Below are 15,765 nucleotides of genomic sequence, written 5' to 3' on the forward strand. Positions count from 1 at the left end.
GGGGTGCAATCTCATGCAAGGTTCCGGCGCAGCCAAGCCGATCACGGTTACCTTCTTCTGCAAGGACCCTGACTCCAAGGATGAGGAAGACTGCCCCAGCCTCTACCGCACCAACCGGGGAAGCTGGGTGGTTCAGGGTCTCCGTCATGGTGAGGACGTCGCGGTCCAGCTACGCGCCTTGAAGGATGACGAGAGTTTCGTCGAAATCTCCGAGGCGCTGGTGGAGCGGTTCGTGAGGATGTATGTCAAGGAGCACTATGGAGTCGATCTCAGTCCAACGTCGGGCTGAACTGGCGCGGGCGAGTCGAGACACCCGCAAGCTTGAGCTACACGACTATTACGGTGCTGACAAGGAGGATCTGAAGCTCTTCCTGGCGGGTGATCTGGACGCTGTGGACGCCTCCTACCGGCAATGGGCCGCCAAAGTCGCCGAGAAGGAACGCGATGGCAGACATCTGCGCCGAGTGAGACTGGTCTCCGAACCACTCTCGGACTACCAGCGCATGTCCCTCCGCTACTCCGGCAGCGCGGTCGACGCGGGTGAGGATCTGCGCTGGCTGCCCCGGCGGCTCGCTTCCACGGTGCTGCTTCCCGGCAACGACATGTTCGTCCTGGACGGCAGGCTCGCCATGTTCAACGTTCTGGACGGGAACGGGGAGCGGGCCGACATCCAGTTCACTGACGATCCCGCTGTCGTCGCTCGCTGCCTGGAGATCTTCGAGGCGGCTTACTCCGCAGCGATTCCACATCATGAGTACCGCCCGGTCTGACCCACGTGCAAGACCAGTCGGCTGAGGCGCGGAAAGCCTTCGGCATCAGACTCCGGGATCTGCGCCGAGACGCTGGACTGAACGGCAAGAAGCTGGCCGACCTCACGGGCATGCACCCCACCAAGGTCAGTCGTATCGAGCATGCCCGGCAGAATCCCTCTGAACAAGACATTCGTGACTGGTGCACAGCCTGTGGCGTCGAGGGCCTCGTTCCTGAGCTGATCGCTGTCCACCGTGACGTGCGACGCATGTGGCAGGAGTATCGGACGACCTTCCGCACGCACAGCCAGCAGGCAGTTCAGGCTCGCGGTACCCCGTTGTACGAGCGGACCAAGCTCTTGCGGGTGTACGAAGCCATCGTCGTGCCCGGCATCCTGCAAACTGTGGGCTACTCGCGTGGCATCCAGACCATCAGTGCCATGCTCCATGACCTGCCGATGGAGGGCGTGGAAGGAGCAGTTCAGGCCCGCCTGGGGAAACAGCGCTTTCTCACCGGGGGCATGGCTCATATGTACAGTTTCGTTATCGAAGCCGCCGTTCTCACCTATGCCTACGGCGACATGGATGCGATGAACGAGCAGTTCGACTTCCTGTCACGGGTTACCCGCTTGCCCAACGTTGCGTTTGGCATTATTCCACCCGGATTCCGCAAGATTTGGGGTGGAGAATGCTTCTATATGTTCGACTCCGGCCTTGTGCGCAGCGAGATGTGGTCTGGGCGTTTCCAGACCACTCGTGCCGAAGACCTCGCCTACTTCATGAAGGTTTTCACCCTGCTGCAGGGGCAGGCCGTTTATGGGGACGAAGCACGGGCCCTTATCGAACAGGCGCGTGACTTTCTGCAATCACATGAAATCTCCTAGCCTCCGCTCCGGGCCGTTGGCACATTGAGGTCGTGACCTTCACTCGGCACCACAAGCGGTGCCTGAGAGAGGCCGCTGACACGTGCGTCGACGTCTGAGCGGGCTTGGTCCCGTGGAAGCCCGGAAACGAAGGGAACCCGATGAGACCTCTGGTGGGTAAGCACGACGACGACAAGAAGTCCGGCGACAAGCCGTTGCCCAAGCAGCCGAAGCCGTCTCAGGATGGTCAGCAGCCGGGTGGGCAGGGAGACGGCAAGCACGCGGGCGGCGGTAAGAAGTGACCGATCTCATCGACCGGATAGCCGGGCCCTTCGAGGCGCTGGGCCCTCGGTGGTTGGAGGCCCTGAAGGCGAACCCGAGAGAGCTGTTCATCCCAGGCCAGGCATGGGTGTCGCCGGGTGACGGGCCCGGCTATGTGATCGACCGGGACGCGGACACCTCAGCCTGGGAGAAGGTCGTCTACAGCGACATCTCGATCGTCACCCAGATCGACGACGGGGCCACACCCCTGGTCGAGGGGTATGAGGAGGGAAGCCTCTACAGCTCCTCCAACTCCATGCCCACGATCGTGGCCACCGAGCTTGGGCTTCTCGGCCTCCACGCCGACGACCACGTGCTGGAGATCGGCACCGGCACCGGCTGGACGGCGGCGCTCGTCTCCAGTTTCGTCGGCGGTGGCCAGGTCACCAGCGTCGAGATCGACGCCGACGTCCACCGGCAGGCGCGAGCCAACCTGGCGCGGGCCGGTCGCGACGCCGTCCGGTTGGTCCATGGGGACGGAGCCCTGGGGTATCCAGGCGGTCAGCCGTACGACGCGGTGCATGTCACCGTCGGCACGACCGAGGCGTCACCCGCGTGGATCAGGCAGACGCGGCCGGGCGGCACCGTCGTGTTTCCGTGGATGCCGATGTGGCGGTATGGCGCGTTCGTCGTCCTGCGTGCCCTCGGCGACGGTACGGCGGTTGGTCGTGTCGAATCGGGCTGTTCGTTCATGATGATGCGCGGTCAGCGTCCGGAGGAGCTTCGGGGTCTCGGCGATGACGTGCGCAGGCGTCCGGCCCGGATCGACCCGCGGAGGATCACCGGGGAGTGGGCCGCCTCCGTCTTCCTGAACGCGATGCTGCCCGGCGTCGTCTGTACCACTGAGCACGACGGTGGGTTCGTCCTGTGGGCGCACTCCGACACCTCGGCCGCCTACGTGGCCTGGAGCGAAGGGGAGAACGACTGGATCGTGCGGTACAGCGGCGACCGTGACGTGTACGGCGAAGCCGAGGAGGCGTTCCTGCGCTGGATCTCCTGGGGTTGCCCGGCCGGCGACCGGTATGGCTACACCGCCACGCCTGAAGGTGACGTCATCTGGGTGGACCATCCAGGACGCGTCGTCAATCCGTGACGGTCAGAAGGGGCGGCCGCCGCCTGCGCCGAAGTTGGTTTCGTGGCTCCACAGGTGGGTGCAGCCGGGACACTGCAGGTGCAGCAGGCTTCCCGTGGTGCGGATGAGATAGCGCCAGTGGTCCGAGCAGTTGCGGCCGTCGGAGCAGGGGGCGCAGTCCCTGTCGTCGCGGCATCCCGGGCAGGGGACCCAGGCCCTGCGTCCCAGGTCGGCGTGCGGATCAATCGGCAGCATGCCCCGCCCCCCGGTACGGCAGGACCCCGGCGGCGACGAGCATGTCGTAGGTCTCCTGCTGCCGCTCGTCGAGGCCCGAGTAGAGCAGGTCGTAGGCCTCCTCCTCGCCCCGCATCACCGCGATCGGGTCCCAGTCGTCTCCCAGGGCCTCCATGACCGCGGCCCGCCGCCGGGCCTCCTCAAGCGTGAGGTCGATCTCGACGACGACGTGTGCGTTGCTGTTGTCCTGACTCATGAGACTTTCCTGTGGGTCGCTCTGGGCTTTCCTTGGCGGGGTTTCGCGGGGGCCGGGCCCGTGGGCTTCCCCGCTGCTTCGTGGGGCTCGCGGAGTTCATGGGCTTCCCGCATGCCTTCGCGGGGTTTCCGTGACGGAGACGTGGCGGATCTTTGTGATCAGTCGGACATCCGGCGACGCACCACGAGGCCTCTTTATACCTTTTTATACCTTATGTCGTTTTTCTTGCCTAGTTCGTGACGTGTCTCACGGGATGTCGTGCCATGGTTGACCTGAACATATGTTGAGGTCTTAGTGTTCGGGGAGGCCACACCTGGAGGGCGGCCACGCCCCGTCTCCACGCGGACGCGGTCACGCGGCGGTTTTGTCGGTGACGGATGAGAGCCTTTCGGTGTCGTCAACCTGTTCGAAGAGCGGTCGGAAGGCCACCACCCCCCCGGAGAAGAGCGATGGACATAGAAGTCACCGCGTGGACGTCGATGTACCACGCGATGCACGCCCAGAACGAGCGCAGGCCCTTCTCCCGGGCGACCCTGCGGCGCATCGGCGCCTTCGCCAGGCCGCACCGCCGGTTCCTGACGTGGTTCCTGCTGCTCAGCGTCACGACGGCTGTTCTCGCGGTCGCGACTCCCGTGCTCGCGGGCCGGGTCGTCAACGCGATCGTCGAGGGCGCCGACTTCGGCCTCGTCGTGCTCCTGGCCTCCCTGATCGCCGTCATCGCGGTCGTCGAGGCCGGGCTCGGGCTGGTCACCCGCTGGCTGTCGGCGAGCATCGGCGAGGGGCTCATCCTCGACCTGCGCACCACCGTGTTCGACCACGTGCAGCGCATGCCGATCGCCTTCTTCACCCGCACCCGCACCGGCGCCCTGGTCAGCAGGCTGAACAACGACGTCATCGGGGCGCAGCGGGCCTTCAGCGACACCCTCTCCGGCGTGGTCGGAAACATCGTGACGCTCGTGCTCACGCTCATCGTGATGGTCGGGACCTCCTGGCAGATCACCCTGCTGGCCCTGCTCCTGCTGCCGCTCTTCGTGCTGCCCGCCCGCCGGATGGGCACCCGTCTGGCCAGGCTCGAACGCGAGTCGGCCGACCACAACGCCGCGATGATCACCCAGATGACCGAGCGCTTCTCCGCGCCGGGCGCCACGCTGGTGAAGCTCTTCGGCAGGCCCAGGCGCGAGTCGGCGGAGTTCGAGGGGCGGGCCAGGCGGGTGCGCGACATCGGCGTGCGCACGGCCATGTCCCAGTCGGTGTTCGTCACCGCGCTGGTGCTGGTCTCCGCGCTCGCCCTGGCCGTCGTCTACGGCCTCGGCGGGTTCTACGCGCTGCGCGGGCAGCTCGAACCGGGCGCGGTCGTGGCCATGGCGCTGCTGCTCACCCGGCTCTACGCCCCGCTGACCGCCCTGGCCAGCGCGCGGGTCGAGGTGATGACCGCGCTGGTGAGCTTCGAGCGGGTCTTCGAGGTGCTCGACCTCAAGCCCCTCATCACCGACGCCCCGGACGCCAGGCCGGTGCCCGAGGGGCCGGTCTCCATCGAGTTCGACGGGGTCGGCTTCGCCTATCCCTCGGCCGACAAGGTGTCGCTCGCCTCACTTGAGGAGGTCTCGACCCTCGACACCCGTGGTGGCGTCGAGGTGCTGCACGGGGTGTCCTTCCGGGCAGAGCCCGGGCAGATGGTCGCGCTGGTGGGCTCCTCGGGGGCGGGCAAGTCGACGATCGCGCAGCTGGCGGCCCGTCTCTACGACGTCGACAGCGGCGCGGTGCGGCTGTCCGGTGTCGACGTCCGTGACCTGAGCGCCGAGTCGGTGCGTGAGACGCTCGGCATGGTGACGCAGGACGGGCACCTGTTCCACGAGTCCGTCCGCGCCAACCTCCTGCTGGCCCGCCCTGAGGCCACGGATGAGGAGATCTGGGAGGTGCTGCGGCGCGCCCGGCTGGCCGACCTCGTCTCGGCGCTGCCCGACGGGCTGGACACGGTCGTGGGTGAGCGCGGATACCGCCTGTCCGGTGGTGAGCGTCAGCGTCTGACGATCGCCAGGCTGCTGCTGGCACGCCCCCGGGTCGTCATCCTCGACGAGGCGACCGCCCACCTGGACTCCACCTCGGAGGCCGCCGTCCAGGAGGCCCTGGGTGAGGCGCTCGCCGGGCGGACCTCGGTGGTGATCGCCCACCGGCTCTCCACCGTCCGCGCCGCGGACCTCATCCTCGTGGTCGAGAACGGCCGCATCGTGGAGCGCGGCACCCACGCCTCCCTCCTCGCCGCCGGCGGTCGCTACGAGGAGCTCCACCGCACCCAGTTCAACCAGTCAGAGGAGAAGGAGCCCGTCCACTGAGCCAGTCTCCACGGTCTGAACTCGTCCCTACGGTCTGAACCCTCTTCCTCAAGGGCTCGGGGCGTGGGGACGCAGCCGATGAGACCGCGGACCGGGGGAACGGTGGGGCGCGCGGGGGGAGCGAACGGGCGCCGGAGGGGCCGCGACCGGTGCCCCGGCGACCAGCGGGAAGGTCAGCCCAGGAGGTTGGGGAGGCGGTCGTTGACGATGCCGTACAGGAGGTCCAGGCTCTCCTCGACCGGGAGGTTCGTGTCGAAGCGGACCAATCCCTCCTCGTCGGCGACGATCTGGTAGTTCATGTAGAGCTGCTGGTCGTGATCGGCCTCGATGTAGGAGTCACGCCAGTCGGTACGGCGTCCGACCCGGCCCTGCGAGACCTGGAAACCCGGGTCGCACAGCAGCGTCAGGTCCGGCCTGGGCACGTGCTTGCAGATCTCGAAGAACCACTCCTCGTTGGCGAAACCGCGTGCCCGCATCTGTGCCAGCGCCGTGAAGACGTACCTGTCGGTGATGACCGTGCGCCCCTCGCGGAGCGCGGGCAGCACCACCTCGTGGAGGTTCTGCAGCCGGTCGCTGGTCAGCAGGCAGATCAGGGCGCGGTAGTCGACCTGGTGCCGCTCCTCCGGGTGGTAGATGTAGCGGGTGAACAGCGGGGACTCCCGGGCATACCTGGACGGCTGCATGGTCACGACCGGTTCCACACCCCCCGAGGCCAGCCGCTTGGAGAGCCCCTCGATGAGGCTGGTCTTCCCACTGCCGTCCATGCCGCAGAAGGCGATGAACGTGCCGGGGAGGTCGTGGTCGTAAAGGGGAAGGGCCATGTCCGGGCTCCTCTCAGAGTCCTCTCTTGGGCAGATGACGGTACAGCTGATGGGGCGGCCACGGGGCAAGCCGGTTCCTCTCGGGGCCGGACGGTGCTCCGGCCCCGGGCCGGGTCAGATGGCGGTGTAGCCGCCGTCCACCAGCAACTCGGTGCCGGTGACGAACCGGGCGTCGTCACCGGCGAGGAAGTGGATGGCACCGGCGATCTCCTCGGGGCGTCCCTCGAAGCGTAGCGGCGCCCCGAAGGAGTGACGTTCCCGCCGGGGACCGTCGGCGGAGGTGTAGACGGTCTCGGCGAGTCTCCGGGTGTTCTCGCCGAGCCGGGTGGCCGTCCGTCCCGGGCTCACGATGTTCGCCCGCACGCCGTACGGGGCGTTCTCCACGGCGAAGGCGCGTACCAGCTGCACCAGGCCCGCCTTGGACGCCTCGTAGGCGGCGCACCCGCCACCGGCGCCGATCACGTGGGCCGAGACCGAGCCGACCGCGACGACCGAGCCGCCGGAGGAGAGCCGCAGCAGTGGCGCCGCCCGCTTCAGGCACAGGAAGGGGCCGGTGAGGTTGACGCCCAGGATGTAGGACCAGTCGTGTTCCGACATGTCGGAGACGAACCCGTCGCTGGTGACGCCCGCCGCCAGGACCAGGGTGTCCAATCCCCCGGCGTCCGCGATCCGGGCGAAGAGGTCCTCGACCTGCTCGGCCACGGAGACGTCCACCGCGTACGGCCGGACCCGGTCGGCGCCGTGTTCGGCGGCCAGCCGTTCGGCGGCCTGGGTGAGGGCGGTCTCGTCGCGGTCGACCAGGGTGACCTGGTCGCCGCGCGTGAGGAAGATCTCGGCGGCGGCGTGACCGATGCCGCTGGCGGCGCCGGTCACGCACACGCGACGGGGAGCCGTCACCGCCTGCCTCCCAAGGCACCGGGAAGTTCGCCGCCCGAGGCGCCGGGGAGTTCGCCGCCCAAGACGCCGGGAAGTGCGCCACCCCAGGAGCCCGGAGCCTCGCGGGGCGTCTGACGTTCCCGGGAGGTCGTCACTCCCACTCCACGGTCGCCGGGGGCTTGCTGGTGATGTCGTACACCACGCGGCTGATGCCCGGCACCTCGTTGACGATGCGGTTGCTCACCGTCGCCAGGAAGTCGTGGGAGAAACGCGACCAGTCGGCCGTCATCCAGTCTTCGGTGTCCACGGCGCGCAGGGCCAGGACGTCCTCGTAGGTCCGGGCGTCGCCGAGCACGCCGACGGTCCGCTCGGAGGTGAGGACGGCCAGCGCCTGCGCGGTGTGCCGGTAGAGACCGGCCGCGCGCAGCTCCGAGATGAAGATGTGGTCGGCCCGGCGCAGCCGTTCCAGCCGCTCCCGGGTCACCGCGCCGGTCATCCGTACGGCGAGGCCGGGGCCGGGGAAGGGGTGGCGGTCGACGATCTCCTCGGGCAGGCCGAGGCTGCGGCCCACCTGGCGCACCTCGTCCTTGAACAGGAACGACAGCGGGTCCAGGAGTTCCAGGCGCATGGTGTCGGGCAGCCCGCCCACGTTGTGGTGCGTCTTGATCTTCGCCGCGGCCGAGGAGTGGCGCTTGGAGTCTCCGGCGCTCTCGATGACGTCCGGGTAGGTGGTGCCCTGGGCGAAGAAGTCGGCGTCGCCGAGGGTGGGGGCGACCTCCTCGAAGACCTCCATGAAGCTGCGGCCGATCCGGCGGCGCTTCTCCTCGGGGTCGACCACGCCGTCGAGGGCGCTGAGGAACTTCTCACTGGCGTCCACCTTGACGACGCGCATGTTCAGGTGGCGGGAGAACACGTCCATGCACTGCTCGGCCTCGCCGAGGCGCAGCAGCCCGTTGTCGACGAACACGCAGGTCAGCTGGGAGCCGACGGCCCGGGAGACCAGGGCGGCGGCGACGCCGGAGTCGACTCCGCCCGACAGCGCGCAGATGACGCGCCGGTCGCCGATCCGGGTGCGCAGCCAGTCGACGGTGTTCTCGATGAACGACGTGGCCGACCAGTCGCCCGCGCAGCCGCACAGGTCGAGGGCGAAGTTGCGCAGCAGGTCGCGGCCGAAGGCGGTGTGCGCGACCTCGGGGTGGAACTGCACGCCCCAGAACAGGGCGCCGTCGCCGATGACGGCGATCAGGCCGTCGCCGCTGCGCGCGAACACCTCGAAGCCGGGCGGCACCTCGACGATGTGGTCGGTGTGGCTCATCCACGCGACGGAGTTCGACTCGACGCCGGTGAGCAGGGGGGAGTCGCCTTCGAGGAGCACCTCGGCGCGGCCGAACTCCCGGCTGGGGGCGGAGGCCACCCTGCCGCCGAGGGAGTGGGCGAGCAGCTGGGCTCCGTAGCAGATGCCAAGCACAGGAATCCCCAGGTCGAGCAGTCCTTCGGGCAGTCCGGCGGCGCCGTCGTCGTAGACGCTGTGCGGGCCGCCGGACAGCACGATCCCGCGCGGTTTGCGCGCGGCGATCTCCGAGACGTCGGCGGTCGCGGGCATCAGTTCGCAGTACACGCCCAGTTCACGGATTCGGCGGGCTATCAGGAGGCTGTACTGCGAGCCGTAGTCGAGCACGACCAGCTCAGCCTGCTCGACGGAGGGGCGGTTGAAGGTGGGGCTCACGTCGGAGCGTGACATGCGAATCCATTCGGGCGGTCTCGGTGGTCCCACGCGGGTTCCACAAGTACTCAGATCATACGTATTAAGTATGAGGACGAGGCCCGGAAACAAGCCCCGCGTGAGGCCCTTCACATTTACGCAGGTCAAGGCCTCGTGACTGCTTGGAGAGCCAGCGGATCCGGCCCTCGCGAACGGTAAACCTTCTTAACTATAGGTCCTTGACACTACCAAAGTCATACGTATGATGAGGCTCACTTGTAAGCCCGTTTGTGGGCTAATGGGTGCTTTGGCCGCCTGAAAAAGCGTGTCTCCCGCCCATAACTCTGCAGCTGGGAGTGAGCACAGATGTCCACCAAATCTGAACTCCAGCGGTCCATCGACGGCGGGGCCATCCCTCCCTTCGTCTACTGCTATCCGGTGCGTTCCTCCTACCGCCCGCTGGATCCGGGACGGGCCGTCGAGGCCATCTGGGAAGAGGACCTGAGCCATTCGCCGACGCGCGAACTCAACCTCTACCTGCACGTTCCCTTCTGCAGGTACAAATGCGGGTTCTGCAACCTGTACACCGTCATCTCCGAGGACGCGGACGTGTACGACGCCTACACCGAGGCGCTGTGCGCGGACATCCGCAGGCACGCCTCGGTGATCCGGGACCGGCGATTACGGACGGTCTACATCGGCGGGGGAACGCCGAGCCTGCTGCACCGCCGCAACTTCGACCAGATCTTCGACACGCTGACCGAGGTCTACCCCAACTGGCGCAGCACCACCGAGGAGGTCGCGGTCGAGGCGACGCCCGACTCCATCGTCGACCGGCCCGACACCCTGCGCCACCTGATCGCACGCGGCCTGACCAGGGTCAACATGGGCATCCAGTCCCTGCGGCCGCAGGAGATCCGCGAGGCGGGACGCGGCCAGGCCAACGAGCGCACGGTCCGCAAGGCGATCGAGATCGTCAAGACGACGGACCTCGCCAACCTCAGCACCGACCTGATCATGGGATTCGCCGGACAGGACGACCAGTCCTGGCGCGAGTCGGTCGACGAACTGGTCTCCCTGGCCCCCGAGACGATCAGCACCTACTTCCTGACGATCCGCCCGGACGCCTGGTTCTCCAAGACCGGCAGGTACCGGTACATGCGCAACGGCGCCCTGTACGACCGCTACGACTACGCGCAGGAGAAACTGCTGTCGGCGGGATACGTCCAGGAGTCCAACGTCCGGTACAAGAAGCCGGGACGCGGGGGCTACGTCCAGAAGGTCCTGCAGTTCCACGGCGTCCCCGTTCTCGGCCTGGGCGCCGGGGCGCGGACCTACACCAACACGGTCGACTACATCGTCGGCGGCAGCGCCAACCCCACGCTCGCCGAGGTCGGCGACTACATCAAGGGCGCCAACACCGGCAGCCTCGCCCCCCGGGCCGGGTTCGTCTACGACGACGTCGAGCGGATCCGCAAGCGGCTGGCCCTGGACCTGTTCGACCTGAACCTGCACGACCTCGACAGGTACGGCTACCGCGAGCACGCCCACCTGTTCGAGCCCGTCCTGCTCGCCGCCGAGGAACTCGGCCTGCTGACCCGCCTGCCCGGGGACCGGGTGCAGCTCACCAGGACCGGCTTCAAGTACCGCGACATCATCTCCTGGATGTTCTACTCCCCGGAGGTCGTGCGCCTCGACGAGGAGTTCTACCGGGAACTGCACAACCAGAACTCCCGGGCCACCCGCCTGCTCGGCAACCCCTCGTTCATCTCCGGCCTGTCGGCCGCGGTCTGAGAGGGGACGAGATGCCGGTACTCGCCGTTCTCGGAGCCCACTGGGGAGACGAGGGCAAGGGAAAGATCGCGGCGGCCCTCAGCCGGGACGCCCACGTGTGCGCCCGCTTCCAGGGCGGGCCGAACGCCGCCCACTCGGTGCTCGCGCCGGGCCGTACCGAGCCGTGGGTGCTGCGGATGGTGCCCAGCGGGATCCTGAGCGGGGCCGTCGGCGTCGTCGGCGGCGGCTGCGTCATCGAGCCCAGGATGCTGCTGAACGAGGTGGCGACGCTGCGCGCCGCCTTCCCCGACGTGACGGACCGCCTGCGCGTCTCCCTGCGGGCCCACGTCATCACCGCCGACCACCGGGAGGCCGACAGCGCCGGAAGCGGCGTGGGCAGCACCCGGATGGGCGTCGGCCAGGCCTACCGCGACAAGGCGGCGCGCACGGGACTGCGGGTCAAGGACCTGCTGACCGGCGGGGACCGCCTGCCCGCCGACCTGCGCCCTGTCGCCGAGGAGTTCGCCGACCTGATCGGCCACTGCTGTGTCGACGAGGTCGCCTACCTGCGCGACCGGCTCGACCACGGCGCGCGGGTGGTCGCCGAGGGCGCCCAGGGCAGCAGGCTGGACCTCGACCACGGCGACTACCCCTACGTGACCTCAAGCAACACCACGGTCGGGGCGGTCCTCACCGGCCTGGGGGTCGGCCCCAGGGACATCGCGAGCGTCCTGCTGGTGACCCCCGCCTACGTCACCAAGGTCGGCGGCGGTGAACTGCCCTCGCGGCTGTACGGCGAGCTCAACGCCGAACTGCAGGAACGCGGCGAGGAACTCGACCGCGCGACCGACCTGATGCGGGACACCGGCTGGCTCGACATCGGCTGGTTGCGCAGCGCCTGCCGCCTCAACCAGGCGGACGGGATCGTGATGACCAAGTTCGACGTGCTCGCGGGCTTCCCGGCGATCGGGCTCTACGACCAGGACAGGGCCCCCGCGGTACGGATGCTCCCCGGCTGGAGCGCCGAGGACGTCGCCGCCGCGTCCGGGGGCGCCGAGGCGCCCCCCATCGCGGCCTACCTCGCGGAGGTCGAGCGGCACTGCGCCACCCCGGTGGTCGCGGCGGGCCGCGGGGCGGGGCTGGACGACTGGTGGTGGCGCGGTGACGAGGAAGACCTGTGGAGGTCGCCCGACCAGGCCCTGGTCGTGAACTGATGATCGAAGTCGACGTGGGCGACGCCGTACTCGGCAACCTGCGGATCGGGATCAGCCCACTGTGGGAGACGGTCGCGAGCCTGTCGCTGCTCAGCAGGCGGGACGCCTGCCCGTGGCCGTACACCGTGTGGGCCAGGAACGCCAGGCAGGCGCTCGCCAGGGGACGCGGGGGTGAGGCCCTGGCGTGGTTCGCCGGGGTCGGGCTCCCGCTGCCCGCCTTCCTCACCCCGGCCCCGCCGCCGGGAGCGGCCGGGATCGACGAGGAACTCGCCGCGCTGCGCGCCGTACCCGAGGAGACGGTCAGGGAGGAACTGGCCCGCCGCCACCCGTCGGGGACGCCGGAGCCGTTCGCCCGGTTCGCCAGGGAGCCCCGGGAGGCGCTCGACTGGTACGCGGACCTGCTCCAGGACTACTGGGCGGCCACGGTCGCGCCGTACTGGTCGGCCATGCGGCCCGTCCTGGACCAGGAGGTGCTGCTCCAGGCCAGGGTGCTGGCCACCGCGGGCGGCGGGGCCGTACTCGGCAGGCTCGGCGGGCGGCTGCGCTGGGACCGGCCGACGCTGAGCCTCAACGACTCCTCGGCGTCCCGGCGCGACATCCGGGGCGCGAGCAGGCTGGTGCTGGTCCCGCTGCTCTTCGCCCGCGGCACGCCGTTGTGCGCCACCGGTTCGCAGGAGGAGGTGGCGATCGCCTACCAGGCGCGCGGCTCGGCCGTACTGGCCGGGGGACGGGCGTCGGGGGCGGTCAGGCAGGACGCGGAGCCGGAACGCGGTGACCGGCTGGCGATCCTGGTGGGACGCGGCAGGGCCGCCATCGTCAGGGCGCTGGCGGTTCCCACCACCACCTCGGTGCTGGCGACGACCCTCGGCCTGGCGGCGAGCACGGTCTCGGAACACCTGACGGCTCTGGTCGCCGCCGGTGTGGTGCAACGGCATCGAATCGGTGTACGTGTGATGTATGAGCTGAACCGGTCAGGTCGGGCGCTGCTGGAGTATCTCGACAACGAGACCGTGCACCCGGCCGCCTGACGCCTGTTCCAGGAAGGACCACCGCATGCCACCGACGACGCCGTTGATGACGCCGTCCCTCACCGCCGACGAGAAGACCACGCTGCACGCCTTCCTGCGCTACCTGCGGGAGTCCGTGATCGCCAAGTCGGCGGGCGTCGACGACGAACAGGCCGCCAGGGAACTCCTTCCCTCGGGCAAGAGCCTGCTCGCGCTGCTCAAACACCTGACGGTCATGGAGCTCGGCTGGGTGAGCTGGGCGTACGCGGGCGTCGACCTCCCCTCCGAACTGTGCGACCAGGAGGTAAGGCCAGGGGAGACGGCCGAGGAGGTGATCGCGGCCTACCGCGCCGCCGCCGCCCGCTCGGACGCCGTCATCGACGGCTGCGCGTCCCTGGACGCACCCGGCGTGCGGACGCTGCGCCCGACCGCCCCGGCCACGCCGACCATGCGCTGGGTGCTGGCCCACCTCATCGAGGACACCGCCCGGCACACCGGCCACGCCGACGTGCTGCGGGAGCAGATCGACGGGCTCGCCGGGAACTGGAAGGGCAACACCCGGTGGTGAGCGGGCTCCACGAGGTGGAGACCGTCTTCACCGAAGGGCACGTCGAGATGCTCGACTGGTCGGGCGGCCCGGTGCTGGCCGACCAGGACGAGAAGGGCGTGCTGCTCACCGGCCCCGACGGTACGGTGCACCGGATCGACGACGAGGCCGACGTCACGATCTTCGCCGGGGACGAGGCCGCCTTCCTGTCCGTCCACCGGGACGGCACGACCCTGCGGGTCGTCCAGCGGCCCCTGCGCGGTGACCCGGTCACCTGGGAGGCCCCCCTGACGGGTGCCGCCGCGCGGGGGTGGGCGCCGTTCGACGCCCTGCCGGGACGGCCGGTCGGCGGGACCCGGGGCGTCGCGCTGGTCGTGGAGACGGACACGGGCGCCCAGGCGATCCTTGAGGCCTTCCCCGGCGGGACCGGGCGGATCCACCCGAACCGGTGGCCCGGCGAGTCGCCGGTCCACGTGGACGGCGGCCTGAACCTGGCCGTGACCCAGCTCCACGACGCCCCCGACCGGCCGGTGCTCCACGTGTGGCCCCTGGATCCGGACCTTGACGACCCCGTGGAGAGACGGGTCGAGGGACGCTGGCTCGACGTCCGCGACGGCCTGGCGCTCGTCGAACGCGACGGCAGGCCGGTGACGTGGCGGCCGGGCACGGACGTCGTCACCGACGAACTCCGGATCGAGGGAGACCTGGTCGACGCGCGTTTCCTGGGACCGGGCACGGACACGATCGCCGTGGTCGTCACCTCCGAGGGCGCCGACAGCCTGGTCGTCGTCGACCGGGCGAGCGGCGCCCGGCGGGCCGTACCGCTGCCGCCGGGCCGGATCCGGGTCTGCTCCGCCCACGCCGGGGGTGTCGGGCTGCGCCTGACCTCCGTCGTGAACGGCGGCGTGTGGGCCTGGCTGGCACCGGACGGGACAACGCGCACCGCGCCGGGAGGCGTCCCACCACTCGGCGGCGGCGCCGTCTCCAGCCACCGCTGGCAGGGCGCCACCCCCATCCACGTCCACCTGCCGGGAGGCGGGCCGACCGGCGTGGTGATCTCCCTGCACGGCGGGCCGGAGATCGTCGAACGGGACGAGCTCCGCTTCGACGGGCTCTACCGGAGACTCCTGGAACGCGGGATCGCCGTCCTCGCGGTGAACTACGCCGGATCGTCCGGCTACGGGGCGGCCCACACCAGACGCGCGTGGCGCGCCTGGGAGGAGACCCTGCGGGAGGACCTGACGGCCTGCCTGACGTTCGCGGAGCGCAAGGGCGTGCCCCGCGACCGGACGATCCTGCTCGGCGCCAGCTTCGGCGGCGGCCTCGCGCTGCTCGGCAACGCCATCCTGCCCGGTACGGCCGGCGTGGTCGCCTGCTCGCCCCTGGTCGACCTGGTGCGCCACGTGCGCAGGATGGTCGAGGAGGACCCCCGCTGCCGGGCCTGGTTCACCCGCAGGTTCGGGGACCTGACCGCCGAGGGAGCCGTCGCCCCCCTGGACCCGGTACGGCTCGCCTGCCCGGGGAGCGGTCCCGTCTTCCTCATCCAGGGCGACCGGGACCCGATCTCCAGCCTCGGGGACGTCCGGGACCTCGCACGGCTGGCGGCCGAACGCGGCCTGCCCTGGGAACTCGTCGTCGAGCCCGGCGTCGGCCACCGCCCCGCCACCCTCAGACAGGCGCTGAACCGCCACCGCAACCTCATGGAGGCCCTGGAGAAGTTGGCCGGTCAGTGGGGGCATTCGGCTGGAACCGAATTCCTTGTCGGGCCCGCGGACGCCACCTAGGGTCACGATGGCGATCAGCCGTCCGTCCAGGAACCCCTGAACCCGGGAGAACCCATGAAGCCGTACGTCAGACCGCAGCCCATGTCCGAGGAGCCCCAGGAGGAGGGCTCGGCCGAGTCCTCCAAGCCCCTGAAGCCCTACGTCAAGTCGCAGGCCAAGCAGGTCGCCTACAACACGGTGCTGCGCGTGGTCGCCTGAGCAAGGACTCCCCCC

The 15,765-nt window shown here is 69.4% G+C and carries 17 protein-coding genes; 12 read left to right on the top strand and 5 right to left on the bottom strand.

Annotation, left to right across the window (positions count from 1 at the left end; genetic code table 11):
- Positions 1-13: 13 nt before the first annotated feature.
- The 5 genes from ABZ463_RS20040 (at position 14) to ABZ463_RS20060 (ending at position 3,026) form a co-directional block, all read left to right on the top strand.
- Positions 14-289 carry a hypothetical protein gene (locus tag ABZ463_RS20040; RefSeq protein WP_362777804.1) on the top strand — a complete coding sequence of 92 codons (276 nt, stop codon included), beginning with the start codon at positions 14-16 and terminating at the stop codon, positions 287-289.
- Positions 258-770 (top strand): DUF6879 family protein, encoded by a 513-nt coding sequence (locus tag ABZ463_RS20045; protein ID WP_352011076.1) that lies wholly within the window; start codon positions 258-260, stop codon positions 768-770. The genes ABZ463_RS20040 and ABZ463_RS20045 overlap by 32 nt, the downstream gene beginning before the upstream one ends.
- 5 nt (positions 771-775) lie before the next feature.
- Positions 776-1,633, top strand: coding sequence for a helix-turn-helix transcriptional regulator (locus tag ABZ463_RS20050; protein WP_362777807.1), 858 nt, complete (start codon positions 776-778; stop codon positions 1,631-1,633).
- A 140-nt stretch (positions 1,634-1,773) separates the two neighbouring features.
- Complete coding sequence (locus ABZ463_RS20055) at positions 1,774-1,914, top strand: hypothetical protein (protein ID WP_352011074.1); 141 nt, start codon at positions 1,774-1,776, stop codon at positions 1,912-1,914.
- Positions 1,911-3,026, top strand: a complete 1,116-nt coding sequence (locus ABZ463_RS20060; RefSeq protein WP_362777810.1) for a methyltransferase domain-containing protein — start codon at positions 1,911-1,913, stop codon at positions 3,024-3,026. Before ABZ463_RS20055 ends, ABZ463_RS20060 begins: the two co-directional genes overlap by 4 nt.
- 3 nt (positions 3,027-3,029) lie before the next feature.
- On the opposite strand, the gene ABZ463_RS20065 is transcribed toward ABZ463_RS20060, so the two are convergent.
- The gene (locus ABZ463_RS20065; protein WP_352011072.1) at positions 3,030-3,260 is read right to left on the bottom strand and encodes a hypothetical protein; all 231 of its coding nucleotides are present in this window, start codon (positions 3,258-3,260) and stop codon (positions 3,030-3,032) included.
- Positions 3,247-3,495 carry a DUF6400 family protein gene (locus ABZ463_RS20070; RefSeq protein ID WP_362777814.1) on the bottom strand — a complete coding sequence of 83 codons (249 nt, stop codon included), beginning with the start codon at positions 3,493-3,495 and terminating at the stop codon, positions 3,247-3,249. The genes ABZ463_RS20065 and ABZ463_RS20070 overlap by 14 nt, the downstream gene beginning before the upstream one ends.
- A 449-nt stretch (positions 3,496-3,944) precedes the next feature.
- Between ABZ463_RS20070 and ABZ463_RS20075 the strand changes: the two genes are divergently transcribed.
- Complete coding sequence (locus ABZ463_RS20075; protein WP_352011070.1) at positions 3,945-5,828, top strand: ABC transporter ATP-binding protein; 1,884 nt, start codon at positions 3,945-3,947, stop codon at positions 5,826-5,828.
- A 173-nt stretch (positions 5,829-6,001) separates the two neighbouring features.
- Here the strand turns inward: ABZ463_RS20075 and tmk are convergent, their stop codons facing one another.
- From tmk to guaA, 3 genes are all read right to left on the bottom strand, one after another.
- Complete coding sequence (gene tmk / locus ABZ463_RS20080; protein ID WP_362777816.1) at positions 6,002-6,649, bottom strand: dTMP kinase; 648 nt, start codon at positions 6,647-6,649, stop codon at positions 6,002-6,004.
- A 114-nt stretch (positions 6,650-6,763) separates the two neighbouring features.
- Positions 6,764-7,546: an SDR family oxidoreductase gene (locus tag ABZ463_RS20085; protein WP_362777818.1), complete on the bottom strand. Its 783-nt coding sequence runs from the start codon at positions 7,544-7,546 to the stop codon at positions 6,764-6,766.
- Positions 7,547-7,676: 130 nt separating this feature from the next.
- Positions 7,677-9,266, bottom strand: coding sequence for a glutamine-hydrolyzing GMP synthase (gene guaA / locus ABZ463_RS20090; RefSeq protein WP_352011067.1), 1,590 nt, complete (start codon positions 9,264-9,266; stop codon positions 7,677-7,679).
- Positions 9,267-9,593: 327 nt separating this feature from the next.
- Between guaA and ABZ463_RS20095 the strand changes: the two genes are divergently transcribed.
- The 6 genes from ABZ463_RS20095 to ABZ463_RS20120 are packed head-to-tail and all read left to right on the top strand — an operon-like array spanning position 9,594 to position 15,750.
- On the top strand, positions 9,594-11,021 hold the full coding sequence (locus ABZ463_RS20095) for a radical SAM protein (RefSeq protein WP_352011066.1): 1,428 nt from the start codon (positions 9,594-9,596) through the stop codon (positions 11,019-11,021).
- An 11-nt stretch (positions 11,022-11,032) separates the two neighbouring features.
- A complete protein-coding gene (locus ABZ463_RS20100; protein WP_362777822.1) occupies positions 11,033-12,214 on the top strand; it encodes an adenylosuccinate synthetase in 1,182 nt (393 codons plus the stop codon).
- Positions 12,214-13,242, top strand: coding sequence for a winged helix-turn-helix domain-containing protein (locus ABZ463_RS20105; RefSeq protein WP_352011064.1), 1,029 nt, complete (start codon positions 12,214-12,216; stop codon positions 13,240-13,242). Before ABZ463_RS20100 ends, ABZ463_RS20105 begins: the two co-directional genes overlap by 1 nt.
- A 25-nt stretch (positions 13,243-13,267) precedes the next feature.
- Positions 13,268-13,789, top strand: coding sequence for a DinB family protein (locus ABZ463_RS20110; protein ID WP_362777824.1), 522 nt, complete (start codon positions 13,268-13,270; stop codon positions 13,787-13,789).
- Positions 13,786-15,552, top strand: coding sequence for a prolyl oligopeptidase family serine peptidase (locus tag ABZ463_RS20115; protein WP_362777826.1), 1,767 nt, complete (start codon positions 13,786-13,788; stop codon positions 15,550-15,552). Before ABZ463_RS20110 ends, ABZ463_RS20115 begins: the two co-directional genes overlap by 4 nt.
- A 54-nt stretch (positions 15,553-15,606) precedes the next feature.
- Positions 15,607-15,750, top strand: a complete 144-nt coding sequence (locus ABZ463_RS20120) for a hypothetical protein (RefSeq protein WP_352011061.1) — start codon at positions 15,607-15,609, stop codon at positions 15,748-15,750.
- The last annotated feature ends 15 nt before the right edge of the window (positions 15,751-15,765 follow it).

Origin of the sequence: Streptosporangium sp. NPDC020145 (assembly GCF_040631275.1) — a bacterium.
In the GTDB taxonomy this organism is placed as follows: Bacteria; Actinomycetota; Actinomycetes; order Streptosporangiales; family Streptosporangiaceae; genus Streptosporangium.